This window comes from Aeromonas sp. PrichA-15 (genome assembly GCF_017939245.1).
Taxonomy (GTDB): Bacteria; Pseudomonadota; Gammaproteobacteria; order Enterobacterales; family Aeromonadaceae; genus Aeromonas; species Aeromonas caviae.
Window position 1 is genome coordinate 29,882 of the sequence record NZ_JAGKRH010000315.1, and the last position, 22,809, is coordinate 52,690.

Genomic DNA, 22,809 nt, shown 5'->3' on the forward strand with positions numbered 1-22,809 from the left:
GCGCCATGGACCATGATGGCAGGAAGCGAGAGGGTGGCTGTGAACGCCGGGAGGAGAAGATGCGCGCTGGATCAGGGTATTGGGGGCTGGGGTGCTGCCTGTTGCTGGCATTGCCCCTGAGGGCCGAAGTGAAGGTCATACCGGTATTCGAGGCGGATGCCGCGGTGCAGACGCTCAAGGAGATCTACCCGGATCTCGGGGTGAGCGCCATGGGCAACCAGCTGGTACTGAGCGGAACCCCCGCCCAGTTGCAGGAGGCCGAGCGTACCCTGGCGCAAGTGAACCAGCCGCCCCAAAGCCTGCTCATCGAGTGGCGGGTGGATGGCGCTTCCAGCAGTCAGCAGGCCGGAGTGGGGCTGGGCCTGGATGCCAAACGGCAGTGGTTGCTGGAGGGGGATGCCCGGCACTATGAACGCAGCCAGAGTGACAACTGGCAGGTGCGTGGCCTCTCCGGGCGGCCCGTGTTGTTGAAGATGGGGTCCTATCAGCCGGTCACCTTTTACCAGTGGCAGGGGGGAAGGGTGGTGGGCATGATGCCGCTGATGAACGGTCTCTACGCCACCGCGACCCTGATAGGGGACAGGGTGCAGGTGGCCCTCAGCAGTGAACAGGCAAGAGTGGAGCGGGGCAACATACACACCGGCCAGAGTGCCACCGAGGTGAGCGGCGCCCCGGGCCAGTGGCTGACGGTGGGGGAGCTTTCCACAACCCAAGGCAGCCGGGAGGCCGCGATCGCCAATCCATCAGGCATGGGCGGGGCCAGCGGCAGCGAACGCCAGACTTTGCAGATCCGGGTCACGCGCCAGTGAACCAGCCTGTCAGTGGGGCTGATCCAGAGCGTAATCCCGCAACTGGCGGCTTCTCAGCAGATACCAGAGCGCCCAGAGGCTGGCGATGAGCACCAGGGCGGTGGGCCAGTTGAACGACCACTGCTGCAGATTGAGGCTGTGCAGTTGCATCACCAGGCCGCTCGCGGTGGAGCAAAGCAGCAGAGCGCGGCTGTGGCGTCTGAGCCAGGCTCTGGCACTGTGGGTCTGGCGATGGGTGCCGCCGCAGGCGAGCAGCACCAGCATGGCGGGCACGTCCGTCAGCAGGCTGACATAGAGGGTGAGCTTGTCCGGGTAGAAGAGGGTCAGGATGGCGCTGCCACTCTCCCGGGTGACCCCCGCCATCAGAAACAGCCAGACCGAGCGGGTCAGCAAGAGGGCGATGGGCCAGAACCAGAGCGGGGGGCGCAACTGGCCGTGATCGTCGTAACGGTGTTCGGGGTAGAGGGTCATGGTGGCCCGGTATCCATTCATGCAGTGCGAGTGATGAAGGGGATATGGGGCACAGGGCAGGCCATTGCAAGGCCGGCAACGGCCGGGAATTAATCGGGGGGCCAGCCCCCCCAATCCACAGTCTTTAGTTGCCGGGTTCCGGCGTCACAGCCAGCCTTTTCGCTTGAAGAAGAGACCGGTGCCCAGCGATGACATCACCATCAGCACCAGGGAGAGGGGGTAGCCGTATTCCCAGGCGAGCTCCGGCATGCGGCCAAAGTTCATGCCGTAGATGCTGGCGATAAGGGTCGGCGGCAGGAAGATCACCGCGGCTACCGAGAAGATCTTGATCACCTTGTTCTGCTCCAGATTGGTCACCCCCATGGAGGCCTCCAACTGGAAGTTGATCTTGTCGAACAGGAACTGGGTATGGGGCAGCAGGGATTCCACGTCGTGCAGCATCTCGTCGATCCACTTGTTCTGCTCCCCCGTCATGCGCTGGCGCAAACTGCGTTTGAGGAAGCGCAGGGCGCGGCGGGTATCGTGCAGGGAGAGACGGATCTGGCCGTTGGCCTCTTCCTGGGCCATCAGCTCCTTGAGCATGGGGTTGATCTGGTCCGGCTCGAAGATCTGATCGGCGGTGTTCTCCAGGGTCTTGTAGCCATCCTCGATCAGGTCTGAGAGGTACTCCACCTTGAGGTTCTGCACCTCCAGCAGGATGTCGAGGGCGTCTTCGACCTCCAGCCTGTCCTGGCGCATGTAGTGGCGCAGCAGACGCACCAGGCCGATGTCATCCTCGCGAATGCTGATCAGCAGGTTGTTGCGCAGGGTAAAAGAGACGTGCACACCCTTGGTGTCGCGGCCGATGCGCTGGGGAAACAGGGAGTGGATGTGCAGACCGTCGGTGTCCCAGTAGAAGCGGGCGGATGCCTCGATGTCATCGAGCTCCTCCTTGTCCGGCACCTCCTCCAGGAACAGGCCCGTCAACCATTCTCGCTCCGCTGTGTCCGGCTTGTAGGCATCCAGCCAGACGGTGTTGTCGGGAACGATGTCATCCGGCCCGAGCGTGACTATGTCCAGCACCTTGTTGTTGAGAATGTAGGCGGTGATCATCTGTCCCCCCTTAAGAAGTCATGGGTAATCAGGGATGGTTGCACAGGTTCATGCGGCCTTAGATCGCACGGAAAGCGATCCCATGAAATAGCATAACGAGGCCGATGGACAACCTGAATGCGGCGAACTATACAGGGGCGGGACCCGCTTGTCAGGGCCTATTCATCAGGGGTTCAGCCTGTTCGCTCAAAAAAGCGGCGAGGTCGGATCAGCCACGCCGACCTCGAAACGGGCGATCCCGACGTCACCTCCTTTGTTCGCCCTGGAGTGGAGGAGGGCCCGGGCTCACCGGCGGGAATGACGGGTTGCTGGTCGCCCTGCGACAGCGCCCGGCCAAGCGCAGAAAACGGTCTCCGGGCGGTGTTCCGGGGCTGCGTCTCCTTGTTATCTGCTCTGGTGTGCGTGGGCAAGCCTGTTACAGATTGGGGTAGTTGGGGCCCGAGCCGCCCTGGGGCGGCGTCCAGACGATATTCTGGCTGGGATCCTTGATGTCGCAGGTTTTGCAGTGAATGCAGTTGGCGGCGTTGATCTGCAGCCTTGGCCGGGTATCCCCATCGAGGATCTCGAACACCCCCGCCGGGCAGTAGCGCTGGGCGGGTTCGGCCCAGGTGGGCAGGTTGACCTCAACCGGAATGCGCGCGTCCTGAAGGGTCAGGTGACAGGGTTGATCCTCGTCGTGGCTGGTGCTGGCCAGATAGACAGACGAGAGCTTGTCGAAGCTGAGCTTGCCGTCGGGTTTGGGGTAGTCGATGGGCTGGCAACGGCTGGCCAGGCGCAGCTGGCGGTAATCCGGTTCCTTGTCCAGCAGAGTAAAAGGAGAGGTCAAGGCAAAGAGTCGCTGCTCCAGCCAGTTGAAGGCGCCGCCGAGCCAGGGGCCGAAGCGGTGCAGGGCGGCCCCAACGTTGCGGGCCCTCTTCAGTTCCCGGGTCAGCCAGCTTTGCAGCAGCGCGTCCTGAAACTCGGCCAGATCCCGTCCCCCTTCATCCCGTCCTCGCAGTGCCATGGCGACCGTCGCGGCCGCCACCATGCCGGACTTCATGGCGGTGTGGATCCCCTTGATGCGGGAGAAGTCGAGGGTGCCCGCGTCACAACCGATGAGCAGGCCGCCGGGAAAGTGCATGCGCGGCAATGAGTGCCAGCCCCCCTTGGTGATGGCCCGTGCGCCGTAGCTGATGCGCTCGCCCCCCTGCAACGTTGCCGCGATGAGGGGGTGGTGCTTGAGACGCTGGAATTCGTCAAAGGGGCTGAGCCAGGGATTCTGGTAGTTGAGATCGACGATAAGGCCAACTGCCACCTGATCCTGGGCCAGATGATAGAGATAAAAGCCCCCCTGACTCTTGTTGCCCTTTCCCTCACCAAGGGGCCAGCCGCTGCCATGGAGCACCCGCCCAGGATGGGATTGTCCCGCAGGCACCTGCCACACCTCCTTGAAGCCGATGGCGTAATGCTGCGGCTGGGCGCTATTTTCCAGATGGAATCGGGCGATCAGCTGTTTGCCGAGGTGGCCGCGCGCCCCTTCGGCAAACAGGGTATAGCGGCCATACAGGGCCATGCCGGGCACGTGATCCGGCTTGGGGTTGCCCTCCTTGTCGAGACCAAGATCGCCGGTCACCACCCCGCGTACCCGGCCCTCCTCCACGATGAGGGTGCTCGCCGCAAAGCCCGGGTAGATCTCGACACCGAGGGCCTCGGCCTGCTTGCCGAGCCAGCGGCAGAGAGTGCCGAGGCTGATGATGTGGCTGCCGTCGTTGTGCATGCGGGGTGGCACCGCCCAGTGGGGAAGCTGCAGGGAGCGGCTGTCGCTTTGCAGCAGATGGACCTGATCATCCGTCACCGGCACGCCGAGGGGGGCCTCCTGCCAGCTCTCTGGCAGCAGCTCCCTGAGGGCGACGGGATCGAGCAGGGCGCCGGAGATGACGTGGGCACCGATCTCGGCCCCCTTCTCCAGCAGGCAGACCGAGAGGGCCGGGGCCTGCTGCTTCAATGCGATGGCGGCGCTCAGGCCTGCCGGGCCGCCACCGACGATGACGACATCAAATTCCATTGCTTCGCGTTCCATCTTGCCTCTGTGCTCGACTTGGCCTAGGGTAGTGCTGGTAGTTTACGTAAACGTAAACCACTTTGTCAGCAGAAAAGTGAGTGACGACAAGGTGGACCCACACAACAGGTATGAGGGATGACCGCCATGAAGCTGCTGGTCGCAGTCAAACGGGTCGTTGATTACAACGTCAGGATCCGGGTCAAGGGGGATGGCTCCGATGTGGAGCTCGCCAATGTGAAGATGGGCATCAACCCGTTTTGTGAAATCGCGGTGGAGGAGGGGGTCAGGCTGCGGGAAGCCGGCGTGGCATCCGAGCTGGTGGTGGTGACCTTTGGCCCCGAGGCGGCGGCCGAGCAGTTGCGTCATGCCCTGGCGCTGGGGGCGGATCGGGCGCTGCACTATGTTACCGGCGAGACCCTGACTCCGCTCACCGTGGCCCGGGCCCTGCAAACGGTGTGCGGGCAGGAGCAGCCCGATCTGGTGCTGCTCGGCAAACAGTCCATCGATTCCGACAACAATCAGGTAGGGCAGATGTTCGCCGCCCTCAATGACTGGCCGCTTGCCACTTTCGCTTCCGCCATCAGGCTGGTGGAGGGGGAATTGCAGGTGACCCGCGAGATAGACGGTGGCCTCGAGACCCTCGGCATGGCGCTGCCCGCCGTGGTGACCGTGGACTTGCGCCTCAACGAGCCTCGCTTCGCCTCCCTCCCCAACATCATGAAGGCCAAGCGCAAGCCGCTGGAGAGCCAGCCGTTCGCCGCCCTCGGGGTAGTGCCGGCCGACCAGACACGGCAGCTCGGGGTAATGCCGCCGCCGGTGCGCAGCGCCGGCATCAGGGTGGGCTCGGTGGACGAGCTGCTGGACAAGCTCAAGCACGAAGCCCGGGTGCTCTGATGGGCAGGGGCATGAGAGGGATGCCTCCCGCAGGCGTGAGCGCCATGCATGGGGCAACGGCCCCGGGGAGCAAGGGATCAATGGATGACATGAAGGTGCTGCCATGAGCGTACTTGTGATTGCGGAACATCATCAGGGGCGGATCGCCGACAACCTGGCCCAGCTGGTCACGGCGGCGGGGCGCCTGGGGGGCGAGGTGCATCTCTTGCTGCTGGGGCAGGGGCTGACGGAGGCGGGGGAGCAGGCCGCCGCCCTCACGGGGGTAAACCGGGTGCTGCTGGCGGAACATCCCATGCTGGCGGAGGGGCTCAACGACGGGGTCGACAGACTGCTCGCCGAGGTGGCCAGGGACTACCAGCACTGCCTGATGGCTGCCAGCAGCCAGGGCAAGGATCTGCTGCCGCGAGTGGCGGCCAGGCTCGGGGTGGAGATGATCGCCGAGGTGACCGGCATCGAGGGGCCCGACACTTTCCTGCGTCCCATCTATGCGGGGAACGCCATCGCCCGGGTGGCGAGCAGCGCCCCCGTCAAGGTGCTCACCGTGCGGCCCACAGCGTTCGCCAAGGCCGGGTCCGGGGAGGAGCGTGCCCTGATGGAATCGCTGCCGGTGGCCGAGGTGCGCTGCCGTACCCGGCTCATCGAGCGGCGTGCGGTGCGCTCCGCCAGACCCGAGCTCGGGGCGGCCCGGGTGGTGGTCTCCGGCGGGCGGGCACTCGGCTCGAAAGAGCACTTTGCCCTCATCGACGCTCTGGCGGACAAGCTGGGGGCTGCCGTCGGGGCATCGCGGGCCGCCGTGGATGCCGGTTATGTCTCCAACGACCTGCAGGTGGGGCAGACCGGCAAGGTGGTGGCCCCCGAGCTCTACATCGCGGTGGGCATCTCGGGCGCCATCCAGCATCTGGCGGGGATGAAGGAGTCCAAGGTGATCGTCGCCATCAACAAGGACGCCGAGGCCCCCATCTTCCAGGTGGCGGACTACGGTCTGGTGGGGGATCTCTTCACCCTGCTGCCGGAGCTCACCGCCAAGCTGTAAATTTGCCACAAAGGGGCGAAGAAAGCCGTCCGTGCTGTCTCGCCCCCGTTTCCATGCATATTCTCTGCAAGCCCTGGCCCGTTCAGGGCTTTTGTCTGATGGGGGCCCGGTGGCGCCGGGGCAAAAGGTTGCGCTGGATCCCAAAAAGCCTTTGCCCCCACGGGGGGCTGTCGTGTAAAAACGTTCGAGTCACTGATCACACACATCCATTCACGGAAAGCGTCATGAGCAAACAGATTTACAACTTCTGCGCCGGCCCCGCCATGTTGCCGGTTGAAGTCATGGAGCGCGCCCAGCGCGAATTTTGTAATTTCCAGGGGCTGGGAGCCTCGGTCATGGAGCTTTCCCATCGCGGCAAGCCCTATATGGCGGTCGCCGAGAAGGCCGAAGCGGACCTGCGCGACCTGCTGGCGGTGCCGGACAACTACAAGGTGCTCTTCATGCACGGCGGTGGCCGCGGCCAGTTCTCCGCCGTGCCCATGAACCTGCTGGGTGGCGCCAACAAGAAGGCGGATTACCTGGTGACCGGCGTCTGGGCCCAGAGCGCCGTGGATGAAGCCCAGAAATACGGTGACATCCAGACCTTCCAGGGGGTGGCCAAGAACGAGCAGGGAGTCTCCCACCTGCTGCCGACGCCGGCGTTTCGCGCCGATGCCGCCTATGTGCACTACTGCCCGAATGAAACCATCGATGGCATCGAGATGTTCGACATCCCGGCCACCGGCGATGTGCCCCTGGTGGCGGATCTCTCCTCCACCATTCTCTCCCGTCCCCTCGACGTGAGCCGCTTCGGCATCCTCTACGCCGGTGCCCAGAAGAACATCGGCCCCTCTGGTCTGGCCATCGCCATCGTGCGCGATGACCTGCTAAATCAGGCCCGCGCCGATGTGCCGTCCATCTTCGACTACCAGCTCACCGCCAAGAATGACTCCATGTTCAACACGCCCCCCACCTACGCCTGGTACCTGGCCGGTCTGGTGTTCGAGTGGCTCAAGGAGCAGGGTGGCCTGGCGGCGATGGAAGCACGCAACAAGGAGAAGGCCGACTTCCTCTACGGCTACCTCGATCAGTCGAGCTTCTATGGCAACAAGGTGGATGTGGCCTGCCGCTCCCGCATGAACGTGCCCTTCCAGCTGAAAAACGAGGCCCTGGACAAGCTGTTCCTGGCGGAGTCGGAAGCGGCCGGTCTGCTGGCTCTCAAGGGACATCGCATCGTCGGTGGCATGCGCGCCAGCCTCTACAACGCCATGCCCCTGGAAGGGGTCAAGGCCCTAGTCAGCTTTATGGATGATTTTGCCAAACGCCACGGTTGAGGCGTGTCTCCCCATTGCCAGACGCCGGGGACTCCCCGGCGTCTGTTTTTCAGACCCATCCTGACCCAGGCTGCCGTCTCCCGCGGTCGTGCCACTGTCGAACTTGCCGCGGGGGACGCGGGCTGTTAACGTCCGGTCAGGTGATTTAATTGAGATCGAACAGGAAGTCTATGAATTCGTTGCGTTTGGAACCCATTTCTAGTGTGGCCGGGGTGGTCAATCTGCCCGGCTCCAAGAGTGTCTCTAACCGGGCCCTGCTGCTGGCGGCCCTGGCCCGGGGCACCACCCGGCTGACCAACCTGCTCGACAGCGATGACATCCGCCACATGCTGGCGGCGCTGACCCAGCTCGGCGTCAAGTACAAGCTCTCCGCCGACAAGACCGAGTGCACCGTGCACGGTCTGGGTCGCAGCTTCGCGGTCTCGGCACCGGTCAACCTGTTCCTCGGCAATGCCGGTACTGCCATGCGCCCCCTGTGCGCCGCCCTGTGCCTGGGCTCCGGCGAGTACACCCTGGGCGGCGAGCCGCGCATGGAAGAGCGCCCCATCGGCCACCTGGTGGATGCCCTGCGCGAAGCGGGTGCCCACATCCAGTACCTGAAGAAAGATGGCTATCCGCCTCTGGTGGTGGATGCCAAGGGGCTCTGGGGTGGCGATGTCCACATCGACGGCTCCGTCTCCAGCCAGTTCCTGACGGCGTTTTTGATGGCGGCCCCCATGGCGGCCGGCGACACCCGCATCCACATCAAGGGGGAGCTGGTCTCCAAGCCCTACATCGACATCACCCTGCACATCATGAAGCAGTTCGGGGTGGTCATCGAGCACGACGACTACAAGGTGTTCTACATCAAGGGCAACCAGACCTATGTCAGCCCGGGGGACTTCCTGGTGGAAGGGGATGCCTCCAGCGCCTCCTACTTCCTCGCGGCGGGCGCCATCAAGGGCAAGGTGCGGGTTACCGGCATCGGCAAGAACAGCATCCAGGGGGACATCCACTTCGCCGACGTACTGGAGAAGATGGGGGCCCGCATCACCTGGGGCGATGACTTCATCGAGGCCGAGCAGGGGCCGTTGCACGGCATCGACATGGACATGAACCACATCCCGGATGCGGCCATGACCATCGCCACCACGGCGCTGTTTGCTGAGGGCACCACCACTATCCGCAACATCTACAACTGGCGGGTGAAGGAGACCGACCGCCTGCACGCCATGGCGACCGAGCTGCGCAAGCTGGGCGTGGAAGTGGAGGAGGGGCACGACTTCATCACCGTGATCCCGCCCGCACAGCTCAAACACGCGGCCATCGACACCTACAACGATCACCGCATCGCCATGTGCTTCTCCCTGGTGGCACTCTCCGATACGCCGGTCACCATCAATGATCCGGGTTGCACCTCCAAGACCTTCCCGGACTACTTCGACAAGCTGGCCAGCGTCAGTCAGGCCTGAGCCCTTTCGGCCCGCTTCGTGCGGGCCTTTTCATCTCTGCCCCCGCTTTTTTCATGCCTCCTAGCAGCATTATGCAAACTTGCAAGGTGCGATAATAAAATTCCTTGTCGAAGAATGTAATTTTCTATTTACACCGACCCGGCACAGGGCTAGATTGAGATCTCTTTATCGCAGTCATCTAGCAGGAAACTTGGTCATGCAGCATCAAACCGACGACGTTCGTATCAGTGAAATCAAAGAGTTATTGCCCCCGGTTGCGGTGCTTGAGAAGTTTCCGGCGACCGACACCGCCTCGGCCACCGTGTTTGAATCCCGTCAGGCCATCCACAACATCCTGGCCGGCGACGATGATCGCCTGCTGGTGGTGATCGGCCCCTGCTCCATCCACGATCCGGTCGCCGCCCTGGAATACGGCAAACGCCTCAAGGTGCTGCGCGACGAGCTGAAAGATCAGCTGGAGATCGTGATGCGGGTCTACTTCGAAAAACCCCGTACCACAGTGGGCTGGAAGGGGCTGATCAACGATCCCTACCTCGACAACAGCTGCCAGATCAATGACGGCCTGCGCCTGGGTCGCAAGCTCTTGCTGGATCTCAACGACATGGGGCTGCCGACCGCCTCCGAGTTCCTCGACATGATCACCCCGCAATACGTGGCGGATCTGATGAGCTGGGGTGCCATCGGTGCCCGTACCACCGAATCCCAGGTACACCGCGAGCTGGCCTCCGGTCTCTCCTGCCCGGTGGGCTTCAAGAACGGCACCGACGGCACCATCAAGGTGGCCATCGACGCCATCGGCGCCGCCAGCGCCCCGCATCACTTCCTGTCGGTGACCAAGTACGGCCACTCCGCCATCGTCTCGACCGCTGGCAACCCGGACTGTCACATCATCCTGCGCGGTGGCCGCGAGCCCAACTACAGCGCCCGTCACGTGGATGAGGTGGTGAGTGGTCTGGACAAGGCGGGTCTGCCCCAGAAAGTGATGATCGACTTCAGCCACGCCAACAGCAGCAAGCAGTTCAAGAACCAGATGCTGGTGGCCGAGGACGTGGCCGGTCAGCTGCGTACCGGCAGCAAGGCGGTGTTCGGCGTCATGGTGGAGAGTCACCTGGTGGAAGGGCGTCAGGATCTGGTGGACGGGTGCGAGCTCACCTTCGGCCAGAGCATCACCGACGCCTGCATCGGCTGGGCCGATACCGAGGTGCTGCTGCGCAACCTGGCGGACGCCGTGGCCGCTCGCAACGCCCTCTGAGCCCAAGGCGCCCCGTTGGCGGGGCAATAAAAAAGCGCGACCCTGGGTCGCGCTTTTTGTTTGGCCATCTCTCGGCAGGTCGCGGTTTACTTGGCCCGCTCCTGGTGGCCGCGCAGGCGGATGTTGATCATCTCCACCACCAGCGAGAAGGCCATGGCGAAGTAGATGTAACCCTTGGGAATGTGCAGATCCAGCCCTTCGGCCATCAGCGCCACCCCGACCAGGATAAGGAAGGAGAGGGCCAGCATCTTGATGGTGGGGTGGGTATCGACGAAGTCGCCGATGGCCTTGGCGGCAAACATCATGACGCCGACGGCGATGATGATGGCCAGCACCATGACAGGGACATGATCCGCCATGCCCACGGCGGTGATGACGGAGTCCAGGCTGAAGATGATGTCGAGGATGGCGATCTGCACCAGGGTGGACAGGAAGCCCGCGGTCTTGCTCACCACACCCGCCTCTTCGGCGGCCCCTTCCAGGCTCTGGTGGATCTCGTGGGTGCTCTTGGCGATGAGGAACAGACCCCCCACCAGCAGGATGAGATCCCGTCCCGAGATGGCTTCCCCCAGCACGGTGAAGAGGGGCTCGGTGAGGCGCATCACCCAGGCCAGGGAGAGCAGCAGCAGGATGCGGGTGCCCATGGCGAGCCCCAGCCCCAGGATGCGCGCTTTCTGGCGCTGGGCTTCCGGCAGGCGACCCACCAGGATGGAGATGAAAATGATGTTGTCGATGCCGAGCACGATCTCGAGCAGGGTCAGGGTGGCGAGCGCGACCCAGGCGGAGGGGTCAGCAATCCATTCCAGCATGATTGAACCTTGGTTGAACAGTGATTGAGGTAGAAGCCGCGCATTTTAGCAGGGGGTCATGGCTTGTCCCAGTGGCGGGAAAAGATAAAATGGCGGCGATCCAACAGGAGGGAAACATGTTTCGATTAGGGCTCATCATCAACCCCGTCGCCGGCATCGGCGGGGCCGTCGGTCTCAAGGGCAGTGACGGTATGGTCGCCGAGGCGCTGGCGCGCGGGGCCGTCCCCAAGGCCCGGGAGCGGGCCCGCCAGGCCCTGTTGCCCCTGTGCGAGCTGACCACGTCATTCGAGCTGCTGACGGTGGCCGGTGAGATGGGGGAGACGCTTGCCGCAGAGCTCGGGCTGCCCCATCGCATCGTCCATCGGCCTGCCGGGGCGCAGACGAGCGCCGAGGATACCCGGGCCGCCGCCCTGGCCCTGCGCGATGCCGGGGTGGATCTGCTGCTCTTCGCCGGTGGCGATGGCACCGCCCGTGACATCTGCGCGGCGGTGGGGGAGTCCTGCCATGTGCTCGGCATCCCGGCGGGGTGCAAAATCCACTCCGGGGTCTACGGGGTGACGCCGGCGGCAAGCGGCCGGGTGGCGGCCAGAATGATCGCAGGGGAGCTTCTGAGCCTGGTGGATGCGGAGGTGATGGACATCGACGAGGAGGCGTTTCGCGCCGGCAAGGTGCGCGCCCGCCACTACGGGCAGCTGCTGGTGCCCGGGGATCTGCGCTACGTGCAGGCGGTCAAGCAGGGGGGGCGGGAGTCCGAGGAGCTGGTGCTCGCCGATCTTGCCGCCGGTGTGGTGGAGCAGATGGAGCCCGATACCCTCTACCTGATGGGGTCGGGGAGCACGGTGGCCGCCTGCATGGGTGAGCTGGGTCTGGAAAATACCTTGCTCGGTGTGGATCTGGTGGAAAATGGCCAACTTATCGGGCAGGATCTCAGCGCCGCCGAGATCCTGACCCGGATCCGCGGCCGTCGCTGCCGTCTGATCATCACCCTGATCGGCGGTCAGGGACATCTGTTCGGGCGCGGAAATCAGCAATTGAGTCCAGACGTGATCCGGGCCGTCGGGCGCGAGCATATCCAGGTGCTCGCCACCAAAGCCAAGCTGGCGGCGCTAGAAGGCCGTCCGCTGCTGGTGGACACCGACGATCCGGCACTGAACCGGTCGTTGAGTGGTTATCTGCGCATAACCACGGGATACAAGGATCAGGTCATCTACCCGGTGGCCAACCCGGAATAGGACATCAAGGATGCGGCTGGCCTGGCGCCAGAGAGCCGCGATCAACCGGATCGCGGTTCCACTCCCCGAATTTTTTGCCGGCAACCCCGGAAATGAGGCTGCGTTAAATGACGATTCACGATTTTGAACACAAGTTGTTGGGACTGATCGACGCCATGGTCGCCACGGCCAGCGAAGACGAGCTGTTTGCGGGCGGCTATCTGCGAGGGCACATCTCCCTTGCGGTGGCGCGCGCCGAGCTGGAGGGCAAGACCCTGGTGCGGGACGTCAAGAGCTATGTGCTGCGCAGCCTGAACGAGGCCATCTTGCAGGGTGAGCTCTCCGAGCAGGACGAGGTGCTGGTGCAGGAGATGTGGAAGCGTCTGCAGGCCCAGGCGGAAGCTTGATCCCATTCGCAGTTCAAACACAAGTTTAAGTAATCTGCTTCCCTGAGTGTTATCAAAAGGTTAATAATGAGGCTCGCCTTTTGTTTCAGGGATTAAACCATGGCCTCCACCTCACGCATTGCCACCAGACTGCCGCTCGAGATGCTCTATCACTGGGAGCGGCAGTGTCCCGACCGAATCTATCTGCGTCAGACCATCCACCGCGAATACGTTGACTTCACCTGGGGTGAGGTCGCCGACGAGGCGCGGCGCATGGTGACGGCACTGCGCGCCCTGGGCCTGGAGCCCGGTGACAAGGTGGCCCTGCTCTCCAAGAACTGCGCCCAGTGGTTCATTGCCGATCTGGCGATGCAGATGGGGGGATACGTGAGCGTGCCCATCTACCCCACCGCCAACGTCGACACCATCGAATACGTGCTGCGCCACAGCGAAACCAGAGCGATCTTCGTCGGCAAGCTGGACGACTGGAAGAGCCAGGAGGCGGGGGTGCCCGGGGATCTGCTGCGTATCGCCCTGCCTTACGACACCATGCCGGCCGCCCACCAGTGGGACGATCTGCTGGCGCAATACGACCCCATCCCGGACAGCCCGGTGCAGGCGCCGGATGCCCTGTTGAGCCTGGTCTACACCTCCGGCAGCACCGGCAAGCCCAAGGGGGCCATGCTGAGCGTGGAGCGCTACGCCTGGTCCTGCGAGAAGCTGGTGGAGGCGGTCTCCCTCACCGCCGAGGATCGCGGCTTCTCCTACCTGCCCCTTGCCCACATCACCGAGCGGGTCTACATCTACGGCGGCAGCCTGTTCAGCGGTGCCACCATCGCCTTCCCCGAATCCCTCGACACCTTCATCGAGGACGTCAAGCGCTGCCGTCCCACCGTCTTCATCTCGGTGCCGCGGCTCTGGGCCATGTTCCGCATCAAGATCCACGAGAAGCTGCCCCAGAAAAAGCTGGCGCTGCTGCTCAAGATCCCCCTCGTCTCCAGCCTCATCAAGAGCAAGCTGCAAAAGGGGCTGGGGCTGGATCAGGCGCGGGTGCTGGGCTGCGGCTCTGCGCCGGTGGCCCCGGCGCTGCTGGAGTGGTATCACAGCATCGGCATCCATATCACCGAGGCCTGGGGCATGACCGAGAACCACGCCTACTCCACCCTCAACTACCCGTTCCGGGCGGACAAGATAGGCACCGTCGGCAAGGCCGGGCCCGGGGTGACCATCAAGATCTCCGACGAGGGGGAGATCCTCTGTCGCTGCGACGGCATGATGGTGGGCTACTACAAGGATCCCGAGCACAGTGCAGAGGCCATCGACGCCGAGGGCTGGCTGCACACCGGTGACATGGGCAAGCTGGACAGGGAGGGTTACCTCACCATCACCGGCCGCATGAAGGATGTCTTCAAGACTGCCAAGGGCAAGTACGTGGCCCCGGTGCCCATCGAGGGGATGCTCGGGCAGGAGCCCATCATCGAGCAGCTCTGCGTTATCGGCTACGGCATGCCGCAGCCGGTTGCCCTGGTGCAGCTCGCCGAGAGCGCCATGAAGGGGGACAAAGCCGGGGTGGAAGCCCAGCTGGAGGCCGCCCTCAACCGGGTCAACGACAAGCTGGAATCCCATGCTCGCCTGCGGGGCATCCTGGTGGTCAAGAGCCCCTGGAACATCGAGAACGGGGTGCTGACCCCCACCATGAAGATCCGCCGCCACCTGCTGGAACAAAAATACGCGGACATCGGCGAACGCTGGTCCGGCAGCCAGCGCATCCTGTGGGAGTCCTGACAGGGGTCGGTACCGCCATATCGGCCACATCAATGACAGCGGGGGAGCCAGTGGCTCCCCCGCTGTATTTCAGGGGGAAGCAAGCCGACAGGGGGCTGGGGCATTGACCCCTTCCCCGACGTTTCCCGCCGCCGCCATACCGCCCCGCGTCGAGGGAACGGCAGGGAAAGGTATTTGCAAAATCCATGGAGAGGCGGGATCCCAGTGGTTTGGCAAATGCATCTTGGGGTCACACACGGGGGCTGCAAGGGGCGGGGGCGGGGCATTGACCCCTTCCCCGACGTTTCCCGCCGCCGCCATACCTCTCCGCATCGAGGGAACAGCATTTGCAAAATCCATGGAAAGGCGGGATCCCAGTGGCTTGGCAAATGCATTGTGGGGTCACACACGGGGACCGCAAGGGGCGGGGTGGGGTCTTGGCCCCTTAACCTGGGCTTCCCGCCACCGCAGAGGAGGTCTGCCAATAAGGTCATCGGAGGGAGGCCGCCCTCACATGGGGCAAGAGGGCATCTGATGCACGGCGCCAGAGGCGCAGAGAAAGGGGGTGAGGGGCAGAGAGCAAGAAGGGGAGCCGCAGCTCCCCTTCCCGTTGGCGGATGCCGGGGTCAGACGGCTTTGTACTCAAGCTCGACCGAGCCCAGCGCCTTCAGGGTGGACTGGGCGGAGTCCCGCTGGCTGATCTGGCCATCCTTGCTCTCCAGCAGCACGGCGCGGCGCACGGTGGCGAGATCCTCGCCACCCAGCACAGCGTGGGCGCAGGCCATCTGCATCGGCGGCAGGCTCGGGTTGAAGGCGGCGTTCTCGGCATAGCGGCCGCAGAAGATGCGCCCGTCCTCGAACTGCAGCGCCACCGCGGCATAGCCCTGGCTGTAGGGGGCATAGCTCTGGCGGGCGGCGGCGAGCGCAGCCTGCCACAGGGGGTCGTCGCTCTCGAGCACCAGCTCGTCGTGAGCCTGGGGGCTCATCAGGGCATCGGTGATCTCGAGATCGGCGGGGCCGAAGGAGTGGGGCAGGAAGGATTGCAGCTCGCTGAGATCGTCCGGCAGGGAGACCTTCAGGGTCTTGGCGGTGCTCAGCTCGTTCATGAACTGGCGGCAGTGGCCGCAGGGGGTGTAGTTCACGGTGATCTCGGAGATCCCGGTCTCGCCACCCAGCCAGGCGTTGGAGATGGCGGACTGCTCGGCGTGGACCGAGTGGAACAGCCCCTGGCCCGCGAACTCCATGTTGGCGCCAAAGTACCAGGTGCCGCTCAGGCCGCAGGCGATGGCGCCGACGAAGAACCTGGAGATGGGGGCCACCGAGCAGGCGGCCGCCAGCGGCAGCAAGGCCAGACGCAGGGCCCTGTCATCCAGCCCGGTGGCGGCTTTCAGGGTCGCGACCTGGTCCGGGGTGAAACGGGCCTGGAAATCGTCCCCCAGCATGGGCAGCAGGGCGGCCTGGAGCGGGGCGGAAAGGGTCTCGAATGGCTTGGCAAAGCGGGGATGCATACTGTGTCCTCAAAGGCCAATTGGGGGGCCATTGTAGGGAGCAAGCGCGGCGAATTGTGTGAGCGCGCTCACGCCTTGATGGGTAAAGGGGCGGGGATGGTAAAGGAAACGTTTGTCTTTCGCAATCTGTGCGCCAGCTCCCGGCATCAGGGAGGCGAGGGTATCGGATGGAAACGGTGAAAGGGCACAGAGGCCATGGCCGCAAGGGCGGCCATGGCAACGGGGATCAGGTCAGCCAGTGGTAGAGGGCGAACAGCAGGGGGGCGATGGCCGCGGTCAGCACGCCGCACACCACCATGGCCAGCGACGAGAAGGCGCCCTGGGTCACCCCCTGCTCGGCGGAGGCGGCGGTGCCGATGGCGTGGGCGCAGGCTCCCATGGCGAGCCCCTGAGCCTCGGGGTCGGTGACCCGCATCAGCTTGAGCAGGGGGTAGCCCACCAGGGCCCCCAGGATCCCCACCACCACCACCACGGCGGCGGCGATGGCGGGAATGCCGCCGAGGGACTGGCTGACGCTCATGGCGAGCGGCGTGGTGATGGACTTGGTGGCGATGGAGGCGAGCAGCGCCGGATCCGCCCCCATCAGGTGGCCGACCCCCAGGGTGGTGCAGACCGAGATGAGCACCGCGGTGAGGGTACAGGCCAGGATGGGTGTGAGCTTGTCGCGGATCTGGCGCGCCTGCTGGTACAGCGGCAGGGCCAGGGCCACCACGGCGGGTTCCAGCAGGGCGGTCAGGGGTGAGGCCCCCTGCTGGTACTGATCCAGAGGCAGATCGAGCCAGAGCAGCAGGCCGATGATGACGGCGGTGGGGATCAGCACCGGATTGATGACGGGCCAGGGCAGGCGGCGGTAGAGGGCCCGGGTCATGAAATAGAGGGCCAGGGTGAGGGGCAGGGCGAACCAGAGGATCATGGCTTGTTCATCCTTTGATAGAGGTGGCCGACCGCGCCCAGGATGAGCACGATGCCGAGCACGACGCAGAGCATGATGAGACCGAAGGATTGGCGCAGGGGCTCGAGCCAGGCCACCAGGCCCACCGCCACCGGCACGAACAGCACCCCCATGTGGCGCAGCAGCAGGCCGCCCCCCAGCTCGACCCAGGAGAAGCGGACGATCTGCAAGGAGAGCAGCACGAACAGCAGCAGCATGCCGATGATGCTGCCGGGGAAGGCGAAGGGCAGGATGGCCGCCACGGCCTTGCCTGCCAGCAGACAGGCGATGATGACCAGAAAATCACGAAGGTAGCGCAGGGTGCGTTGCAGCAGCACGGGGGCCTCATCTTGGCAAGTGTGAGCGAGGTCGCAGTTTAACAGGCACGGGGGGGAGGGAACAGGGTCAACTGGCCCGCAGGGGATACAATGGCCCCGGCTTCATCCCCATTCACAAGAAGGAGTTCCCATGTCGACCCCCTCTCTCCTGGCCCGGTTGCGCCAACTGCCCGCCGATCCCGCCCTCCCTGACACCCTGCTGCAAACCCGCCAATGGGAGGGGCCGCTTTGCCGGGTGAGGCTCGACAACACCGGGAGGCAGTCCGAGGCCGTCCACCACTGGCGGCTGTTTGAGGGGGATCTCGGACTTGCGCCCGACGCGGCCATCTACGGAGAGGGGTTCCAGATGCTGGCCCAGACCGGGGGACGCTGGAATGCCCCCGAGCACCTGGGCCGCTGCCCCGATGCGTCTGTCTATCGCATCACCGCCGACCATGGCTACCACACGGTGCACAACCTGCTGCTGGTGGCGCAGGAGGGGGGCTGGCTGCTGCTGGCCTTTGCGAGCTGCCAGCGCTTTGGCGGGGAGTTTCGCCTCCATCCCGACGGGCGCCTCGAGATCGTGATGAACACCGAAGGGCGCACCCTGGCGCCGGGTGCGCACTGGCAGAGCGAGGCGCTGATCTGCCTGGAGGGGCCGGACAGGGAGGCCCTGCTCGCGACGCTGGCGCAGCATATCGCCGCCGAGCACGGCTCCTTGGTGGGGGAGGTGCCCACGCGCCCGAGCGGCTGGTGCTCCTGGTATCACTACTACGCGAACGTGAGCGCGGCGGACATTCGCGAGAACCTGGCGGTGCGGGCCGAGCGTTTCCCGGCCCTGCGCTACGTGCAGATAGACGATGGCTATCAGGCCAGGATGGGGGACTGGCTCACCCCTTCCGCCAAGTTCGAGGAGGGGGTGGCGGCCCTGGCAGGGGAGATCCGCGCCGCCGGTTGCGAGCCTGCGCTCTGGGTCGCCCCCTTTATCGCCGAGCCCGGCTCGCAAGTGTTCCAGCAGCACCCTGACTGGTTCGTGAAAGGGGAGGATGGCCTGCCGCTCCCCTCGGAGCGAGTCACCTACGGGGGCTGGCGCTGCACCCCCTGGTACGTGCTGGATGGCACCCACCCCGAGGTGCAGACGCACCTGGAGCAGGTATTTCGCACCCTGCGTACCCAGTGGGGCATTCACTACTTCAAGCTCGATGCCAACTTCTGGGGGGCCATCCACGGTGGTCGCTTCCACGACCCCGCCGCCACCCGGGTGGAGGCCTATCGGCGCGGTATGGCCGCCATCCTGCGCGGCGCCGGGGAGGGGGCCTTCCTGCTCGGCTGCAATGCGCCGCTGTGGCCGAGCCTCGGCCTGGTGCATGGCATGCGGGTGAGCGATGACGTAGAGCGCCAGGGCCCCCGTTTTCGCCAGATAGCGCGAGAAGCCTTCTGCCGCGCCTGGCAGCACGAGCGGCTCTGGGTGCTGGACCCCGACTGCGTCTGCCTGCGGGATATTCCGGGCCAGCACGGGAGCTGCGCCGAGTACGACTTCCACCTGGCCGCCCTGGTGGCGAGCGGTGGCATGGTGCTGGCGGGGGACAGATTGCATGATCTGGACGCGGCGCAAGGGGCGCGCCTTGGCAAGCTGCTCGCCCTGTGCGCCGCGCGCACCCCGGCGGCCCGCTTCGAGGGGATGGCATTCGAGCGCGGGCGGGTGGCGCTGCCCGGGGGCGGCGAGCTGCTCTGCCTGTTCAACTGGGGGGAGCACCCCTGCGAGTTCCCGTTGGCGCCGGGGGGCACGGACTTCTGGGACGAGACGCCCCTGGGGAGCACCCTGGTGCTGCAAGGGGGGCAGGGGGCGGTGATCCGCTACCCCTGATGGCGTTGCACTGCAAAAAGGCTCCCTCGGGAGCCTTTTTTATGTGGCGAAATGGTCTCTAGAAGTGCCACTCCATCCCGATGGCGTAATTGGCGGAACCATAGCCCGGGATCTCGTTGCTGGAGGCGAGCGCCTTGACGGTGAGGCGAGTTGTCAGGGGGATGCCGAGCCCCATGCCGATGGCGATCTCGTCGCTCTGATCCCCCATCATGTCCACCCGCAGGGTGCGATAGAGGGAGAGATCCTGGCTCATCTGGGCATAGATCTGGGACGACTTGTTGTAGAGCTGGCCGAACACCTCCATCTGGAAGCCGTTTTGCGGCGTGATGGCCAGGGGAATGCCGGCGAAGCGGTAGAGATCCGAGTGGTTGAAATAGCTGTTGGTGATTTGCGGGGTGAAGTCGGTCTGCTGGTAGAGGGTGCTGAAGTTGTGCTCGATGAGCCGGTAGGTCTGCTCCGGCAGGCGCAAGAGGTAGTCTGGCACCTCGAACCGGGCGCCAGCGAGGGCGGCCTGGGGCAGCAGGGCACAGGCGACGAGTGTCAAAGCAGGCAGAGCTGAACGCATAAAACGAGAGTTCCCCAACAGTCGAAAGCACGGCATCCATGCCGTCAGCGCATCTAAATATTCACACTATCAGGAGCTTGGGCTCCCTGCCCATTATGTCGCGAGCCGGGGAAACGCATCGGTTTTTAACTGTGAAACGGCTCACATCTCATAGATTTTCAAGGTAGTGATAGAGACTCTTTAGAATCGCAAAGTTCCGTTCGTTCCCCTGGTTCTGTTCCGCCAGGGCTTCCAGGCGCGGCACATAATCCGGCAGACGGCGGCTGAAGTAGTCGCTGCAGTGCAGGCGCCAGCGCTTCTGCTCCGCTTCGCTCAAGGTGTGGGGCCAGTTGCGGGCGCGGTAACGGAACAGCATCTCGGGCAGACGGGGATCCGTGAAGGCAAACTCCCGCTCCCCCAGCAGATCCGCCGGGGTGGCGCGCACCAGATCCATGGTGGACTTGTCGCCGTGGCCGAAGAAACCGGCGTAGAGCTGGGTGTCGGGGTCGCCGTCATTGCTGCCGGCAAACTCCTGGTTGAACACCTCCACCAGTTTTTCCCGCACCTCGGGGTGGGCCCGCAGCAGATCCAGGCTCTTGCGGCACTGAGCCCGGTTGATGCCCAGCTCGTCCGCCCGCTCCGGCGTCAGGGTGGCGGCCGGGGCCAGCACCGGGCACTTGTTGATGTGCACCAGTTTGACCGGAATGCCGGCCAGATCCCCCAGCTCCTCTTTTTTGGTGTAGAGGCGCTCGCGGATCTCCTCGCAGGAGAGCTCGATAAGCGGAGTGGGGTCACGGGTCAGATCCACCATGATCACCGCGTTCTGGTTGGTGGGGTGCCAGGCGAGCGGCGACACCCAGCTTGCACACCCCTGCCAGGGGGAGAACATGCCGGAGACGTGCACCAGGGGTTTCATGGTCACCACGTCGATGAGGGCCTTCACCTTGTTCTTGTTGCGAAGATCAAAGAGGTACTCGAAGAGCTTGGGCTGAGCCTTTTTCACCAGCCTGGCCATCTCGATGGTGGCCAGCACATCCGAGAGCGCATCGTGGGCGTTGGCGTGGGCCACGCCGTTGGCGACGGTGAGCTTCTCCAGCCTGAAGCTCGGCTTGCCCTCGTCGTCAAACGCCCACTCTATCCCCTGCGGGCGCAGGGCGTAGCAGGCCCGCAGCATGTCGAGGATGTCCCAGCGGGAGTTGCCGTTCTGCCAGGCGTAGGCATAGGGGTCATAGAAGTTGCGATAGAGGGTGTAGCGGGTCACCTCGTCATCGAAGCGGATGCTGTTGTAGCCGAGCACGCAGGTGCCCGGGGTGGCGAACTCTGCGTGGATCTGGCGGATGAAGTCCGCCTCGCACAGGCCGTCCTTCATCGCCTTTTGCGGCGTGATGCCGGTGATGAGGCAGGCTTCCGGCTCCGGCAGGTAATCCGCCGGCGGCTTGCAGTAAATCACCAGCGGCTCGCCGATGACGTTGAAATCCCCGTCGGTGCGAATGCCCGCAAACTGCGCCGGTCTGTCTTTGGCCGGACTGATGCCGAAGGTCTCGTAGTCGTGGAAGTAGTAAGTGGGCTGGGTGGTCTGCTTCGCTGATGTGCTCATGTGTTCTTGTATGTTCGCGCTTCTGATTGATTTTTCAGGGTTTAGTGCTGTTCTGGTGAGGTGCAAATTCCGAAGACACTTTCATCGTTCACCCAAACCTGACGTTGTTCAATGGCCTGCTGGTACATTATCTGGTACAAAACACCCCATGAGAGTGGTACAAAATTTTAATGGGGTAGCAATGGCGTTATCAGATAGCTGGCTTCGAGGGGTGAATGGTAAACCATATGCTGGCCCGAGCGAAGTGAGCGACGGTGATGGGTTGAGTGTCCGGGTCTCACCGAAGGGGGTGGTTGCGTTCCAGGTTCGGCATGTGGTCGACGGGAAGCGGGTTCGGACCTCTCTTGGTCGGTACCCGGCTCTGACCTTGCGAGAGGCCCGAATAAAGGCCGATGAGCTCAAAAGCGGTGTTGCGCCGATCAGTGCCTCGGGCGATGAGCCTACGCCTGCTGCCTTGTTTGATGAGTGGTTCGAGAAGTACGTGATGCGGGAGTGCCGAGAAGGCACCCAGAAATACTATCGCTATACCTTCTCGTCAGTGAAGAACCGCTTGCCTGACCGGCCAATCAACCAGATCACCATGGACATGTGGTTGAGCTATTTCGATGCCATCAGTGAGCGGGCACCAGGGGTAACCCGGGCTGTGATCACGGCATTGAAGGCGTGCTTCAACTGGCATGCTCGCCGCGGCACGATCTATATGCCCAACATGATGAGTCTGCGAGCCAGGGATGTTGGCGCTCCCGCCAAGACCGGTCACCGGGTGTTGACGGTGCCAGAGGTTGCGAAGATCTGGCGGGCCATCGAGGCCAGCCGGGCTGGCACCGGCAACAAGGTGATTCATCTGCTCTGCCTGGTCTATGGGTGCAGGCTTTCCGAGGCCAGAACGCTCAAGCGTCAGGACCTGGATTTCGAGTCTATGGTCTGGACCGTGCCGGCGGAGATCAGCAAGACCGGCAGGCCTATCCGCCGCCCCATTACATCGGTGGGCAAACAACTGTTCGAACGAGCCGCGATGGCGTCGGTGGACCCGGTCTATCTGTTCCCAGGTCAGGGGAAGGGGAATGGGCCGTTGGAGATCCACTCGTGCAATCGGCTGGTGAGCCGCTTGCGCAGCAGCCTGGGGATCCCCCATTGGCGGATTCATGATGCTCGTCGAACGCTGTCGACCCGGTTATCGGAAATGGGGGTGTCGCCCCATATCACCGAAGTGATGCTGGGGCACACCCTGCTTGGCGTGATGGCTGTTTACAACAAACATGACTGGCTTGAGGATCAAGCGGCTGCCTATGAGCGCTGGTGGACAGTGATCCAGCGGGAGCTAGGCGTTGCCACTGATCCGGTTGTGGCTGTCAATCCAGGCCATGATGTGTGATTTGATCCAGCGCAGTGGCTGGTGGTCGATGGGTTTGGGAAAGGTGGTATCCCTCATGCGCAGGTGATACAGCGCTGTGCGCCCTTTTCCCAGCATGACCATCAGCTCACTCTGGTCAATCTTCTCAATCTTTTCTTGCATGCT

The 22,809-nt window shown here is 63.9% G+C and carries 21 protein-coding genes; 11 read left to right on the plus strand and 10 right to left on the minus strand.

The window, feature by feature from the left end:
* Positions 1 to 59 precede the first annotated feature (59 nt).
* A complete protein-coding gene (locus J9889_RS22105) occupies positions 60 to 809 on the plus strand; it encodes a hypothetical protein (RefSeq protein WP_029314403.1) in 750 nt (249 codons plus the stop codon).
* Between the two features lie 9 nt (positions 810 to 818).
* Here J9889_RS22105 and J9889_RS22110 read toward each other — a convergent pair whose 3' ends face one another.
* The 3 genes from J9889_RS22110 to J9889_RS22120 all read right to left on the minus strand — a co-directional run bounded on the left by J9889_RS22110 (position 819) and on the right by J9889_RS22120 (position 4,431).
* Positions 819 to 1,280, minus strand: a complete 462-nt coding sequence (locus J9889_RS22110) for a DUF2919 domain-containing protein (protein ID WP_010674448.1) — start codon at positions 1,278 to 1,280, stop codon at positions 819 to 821.
* A gap of 144 nt (positions 1,281 to 1,424) precedes the next feature.
* Positions 1,425 to 2,372, minus strand: coding sequence for a magnesium/cobalt transporter CorA (corA, locus tag J9889_RS22115; RefSeq protein WP_005301617.1), 948 nt, complete (start codon positions 2,370 to 2,372; stop codon positions 1,425 to 1,427).
* Positions 2,373 to 2,787: 415 nt separating this feature from the next.
* Entirely contained in the window at positions 2,788 to 4,431 is a 1,644-nt protein-coding gene (locus J9889_RS22120; RefSeq protein ID WP_029314405.1) for an electron transfer flavoprotein-ubiquinone oxidoreductase, read from the minus strand.
* A 126-nt stretch (positions 4,432 to 4,557) separates the two neighbouring features.
* Here J9889_RS22120 and J9889_RS22125 point away from each other — a divergent pair, with 126 nt between their 5' ends.
* From J9889_RS22125 to aroG, 5 genes are all read left to right on the plus strand, one after another.
* Positions 4,558 to 5,307 (plus strand): electron transfer flavoprotein subunit beta/FixA family protein, encoded by a 750-nt coding sequence (locus J9889_RS22125; RefSeq protein WP_010674450.1) that lies wholly within the window; start codon positions 4,558 to 4,560, stop codon positions 5,305 to 5,307.
* 103 nt (positions 5,308 to 5,410) lie between these two features.
* Entirely contained in the window at positions 5,411 to 6,340 is a 930-nt protein-coding gene (locus J9889_RS22130) for an FAD-binding protein (protein WP_010674451.1), read from the plus strand.
* 224 nt (positions 6,341 to 6,564) lie between these two features.
* Entirely contained in the window at positions 6,565 to 7,653 is a 1,089-nt protein-coding gene (gene serC / locus J9889_RS22135) for a 3-phosphoserine/phosphohydroxythreonine transaminase (RefSeq protein WP_010674452.1), read from the plus strand.
* 170 nt (positions 7,654 to 7,823) lie between these two features.
* Positions 7,824 to 9,104, plus strand: a complete 1,281-nt coding sequence (gene aroA / locus J9889_RS22140) for a 3-phosphoshikimate 1-carboxyvinyltransferase (protein ID WP_010674453.1) — start codon at positions 7,824 to 7,826, stop codon at positions 9,102 to 9,104.
* 196 nt (positions 9,105 to 9,300) lie between these two features.
* Positions 9,301 to 10,356, plus strand: a complete 1,056-nt coding sequence (gene aroG / locus J9889_RS22145; RefSeq protein WP_010674454.1) for a 3-deoxy-7-phosphoheptulonate synthase AroG — start codon at positions 9,301 to 9,303, stop codon at positions 10,354 to 10,356.
* Between the two features lie 86 nt (positions 10,357 to 10,442).
* On the opposite strand, the gene J9889_RS22150 is transcribed toward aroG, so the two are convergent.
* On the minus strand, positions 10,443 to 11,165 hold the full coding sequence (locus J9889_RS22150) for a TerC family protein (RefSeq protein WP_010674455.1): 723 nt from the start codon (positions 11,163 to 11,165) through the stop codon (positions 10,443 to 10,445).
* 116 nt (positions 11,166 to 11,281) lie between these two features.
* On the opposite strand from J9889_RS22150, the gene J9889_RS22155 reads away from it, so the two are divergent.
* The 3 genes from J9889_RS22155 (at position 11,282) to J9889_RS22165 (ending at position 14,547) form a co-directional block, all read left to right on the plus strand.
* Complete coding sequence (locus tag J9889_RS22155) at positions 11,282 to 12,397, plus strand: ATP-NAD kinase family protein (RefSeq protein ID WP_010674456.1); 1,116 nt, start codon at positions 11,282 to 11,284, stop codon at positions 12,395 to 12,397.
* Positions 12,398 to 12,504: 107 nt separating this feature from the next.
* Positions 12,505 to 12,783, plus strand: coding sequence for a YfcL family protein (locus J9889_RS22160; RefSeq protein ID WP_010674457.1), 279 nt, complete (start codon positions 12,505 to 12,507; stop codon positions 12,781 to 12,783).
* Positions 12,784 to 12,882: 99 nt separating this feature from the next.
* Positions 12,883 to 14,547: an AMP-binding protein gene (locus J9889_RS22165; RefSeq protein WP_010674458.1), complete on the plus strand. Its 1,665-nt coding sequence runs from the start codon at positions 12,883 to 12,885 to the stop codon at positions 14,545 to 14,547.
* A 605-nt stretch (positions 14,548 to 15,152) separates the two neighbouring features.
* Here the strand turns inward: J9889_RS22165 and cdd are convergent.
* From cdd to J9889_RS22180, 3 genes are all read right to left on the minus strand, one after another.
* Positions 15,153 to 16,034, minus strand: coding sequence for a cytidine deaminase (gene cdd, locus J9889_RS22170; protein WP_010674459.1), 882 nt, complete (start codon positions 16,032 to 16,034; stop codon positions 15,153 to 15,155).
* A gap of 226 nt (positions 16,035 to 16,260) precedes the next feature.
* Positions 16,261 to 16,947 carry an LrgB family protein gene (locus J9889_RS22175; protein WP_010674460.1) on the minus strand — a complete coding sequence of 229 codons (687 nt, stop codon included), beginning with the start codon at positions 16,945 to 16,947 and terminating at the stop codon, positions 16,261 to 16,263.
* Positions 16,944 to 17,303, minus strand: coding sequence for a CidA/LrgA family protein (locus tag J9889_RS22180; RefSeq protein WP_010674461.1), 360 nt, complete (start codon positions 17,301 to 17,303; stop codon positions 16,944 to 16,946). Before J9889_RS22180 ends, J9889_RS22175 begins: the two co-directional genes overlap by 4 nt.
* A gap of 130 nt (positions 17,304 to 17,433) precedes the next feature.
* Here J9889_RS22180 and J9889_RS22185 point away from each other — a divergent pair, with 130 nt between their 5' ends.
* Positions 17,434 to 19,149, plus strand: coding sequence for a glycoside hydrolase family 36 protein (locus J9889_RS22185; protein WP_010674462.1), 1,716 nt, complete (start codon positions 17,434 to 17,436; stop codon positions 19,147 to 19,149).
* Between the two features lie 58 nt (positions 19,150 to 19,207).
* On the opposite strand, the gene J9889_RS22190 is transcribed toward J9889_RS22185, so the two are convergent.
* Complete coding sequence (locus J9889_RS22190) at positions 19,208 to 19,714, minus strand: hypothetical protein (RefSeq protein WP_010674463.1); 507 nt, start codon at positions 19,712 to 19,714, stop codon at positions 19,208 to 19,210.
* Between the two features lie 148 nt (positions 19,715 to 19,862).
* Positions 19,863 to 21,290 carry an exodeoxyribonuclease I gene (gene sbcB, locus J9889_RS22195; protein WP_041212947.1) on the minus strand — a complete coding sequence of 476 codons (1,428 nt, stop codon included), beginning with the start codon at positions 21,288 to 21,290 and terminating at the stop codon, positions 19,863 to 19,865.
* A 181-nt stretch (positions 21,291 to 21,471) separates the two neighbouring features.
* Here sbcB and J9889_RS22200 point away from each other — a divergent pair, with 181 nt between their 5' ends.
* Entirely contained in the window at positions 21,472 to 22,665 is a 1,194-nt protein-coding gene (locus J9889_RS22200) for a site-specific integrase (protein WP_210558214.1), read from the plus strand.
* Here the strand turns inward: J9889_RS22200 and J9889_RS22205 are convergent.
* Positions 22,612 to 22,806, minus strand: a complete 195-nt coding sequence (locus tag J9889_RS22205; protein WP_210558216.1) for a hypothetical protein — start codon at positions 22,804 to 22,806, stop codon at positions 22,612 to 22,614. The genes J9889_RS22200 and J9889_RS22205 overlap by 54 nt on opposite strands.
* Positions 22,807 to 22,809: the final 3 nt, after the last annotated feature.

Coding starts and splice junctions, on each gene's coding strand:
- J9889_RS22120 (WP_029314405.1), bottom strand. CDS start 4,431: ATGGAACGCGAAGCAATGGAATTTGATGTCGTCATCGTCGGTGGCGGC.
- J9889_RS22110 (WP_010674448.1), bottom strand. CDS start 1,280: ATGACCCTCTACCCCGAACACCGTTACGACGATCACGGCCAGTTGCGC.
- aroG (WP_010674454.1), top strand. CDS start 9,301: ATGCAGCATCAAACCGACGACGTTCGTATCAGTGAAATCAAAGAGTTA.
- corA (WP_005301617.1), bottom strand. CDS start 2,372: ATGATCACCGCCTACATTCTCAACAACAAGGTGCTGGACATAGTCACG.
- J9889_RS22175 (WP_010674460.1), bottom strand. CDS start 16,947: ATGATCCTCTGGTTCGCCCTGCCCCTCACCCTGGCCCTCTATTTCATG.
- J9889_RS22155 (WP_010674456.1), top strand. CDS start 11,282: ATGTTTCGATTAGGGCTCATCATCAACCCCGTCGCCGGCATCGGCGGG.
- J9889_RS22165 (WP_010674458.1), top strand. CDS start 12,883: ATGGCCTCCACCTCACGCATTGCCACCAGACTGCCGCTCGAGATGCTC.
- J9889_RS22125 (WP_010674450.1), top strand. CDS start 4,558: ATGAAGCTGCTGGTCGCAGTCAAACGGGTCGTTGATTACAACGTCAGG.
- serC (WP_010674452.1), top strand. CDS start 6,565: ATGAGCAAACAGATTTACAACTTCTGCGCCGGCCCCGCCATGTTGCCG.
- J9889_RS22105 (WP_029314403.1), top strand. CDS start 60: ATGCGCGCTGGATCAGGGTATTGGGGGCTGGGGTGCTGCCTGTTGCTG.
- J9889_RS22130 (WP_010674451.1), top strand. CDS start 5,411: ATGAGCGTACTTGTGATTGCGGAACATCATCAGGGGCGGATCGCCGAC.
- J9889_RS22185 (WP_010674462.1), top strand. CDS start 17,434: ATGTCGACCCCCTCTCTCCTGGCCCGGTTGCGCCAACTGCCCGCCGAT.
- J9889_RS22205 (WP_210558216.1), bottom strand. CDS start 22,806: ATGCAAGAAAAGATTGAGAAGATTGACCAGAGTGAGCTGATGGTCATG.
- J9889_RS22160 (WP_010674457.1), top strand. CDS start 12,505: ATGACGATTCACGATTTTGAACACAAGTTGTTGGGACTGATCGACGCC.
- aroA (WP_010674453.1), top strand. CDS start 7,824: ATGAATTCGTTGCGTTTGGAACCCATTTCTAGTGTGGCCGGGGTGGTC.
- J9889_RS22150 (WP_010674455.1), bottom strand. CDS start 11,165: ATGCTGGAATGGATTGCTGACCCCTCCGCCTGGGTCGCGCTCGCCACC.
- cdd (WP_010674459.1), bottom strand. CDS start 16,034: ATGCATCCCCGCTTTGCCAAGCCATTCGAGACCCTTTCCGCCCCGCTC.
- sbcB (WP_041212947.1), bottom strand. CDS start 21,290: ATGAGCACATCAGCGAAGCAGACCACCCAGCCCACTTACTACTTCCAC.
- J9889_RS22200 (WP_210558214.1), top strand. CDS start 21,472: ATGGCGTTATCAGATAGCTGGCTTCGAGGGGTGAATGGTAAACCATAT.
- J9889_RS22190 (WP_010674463.1), bottom strand. CDS start 19,714: ATGCGTTCAGCTCTGCCTGCTTTGACACTCGTCGCCTGTGCCCTGCTG.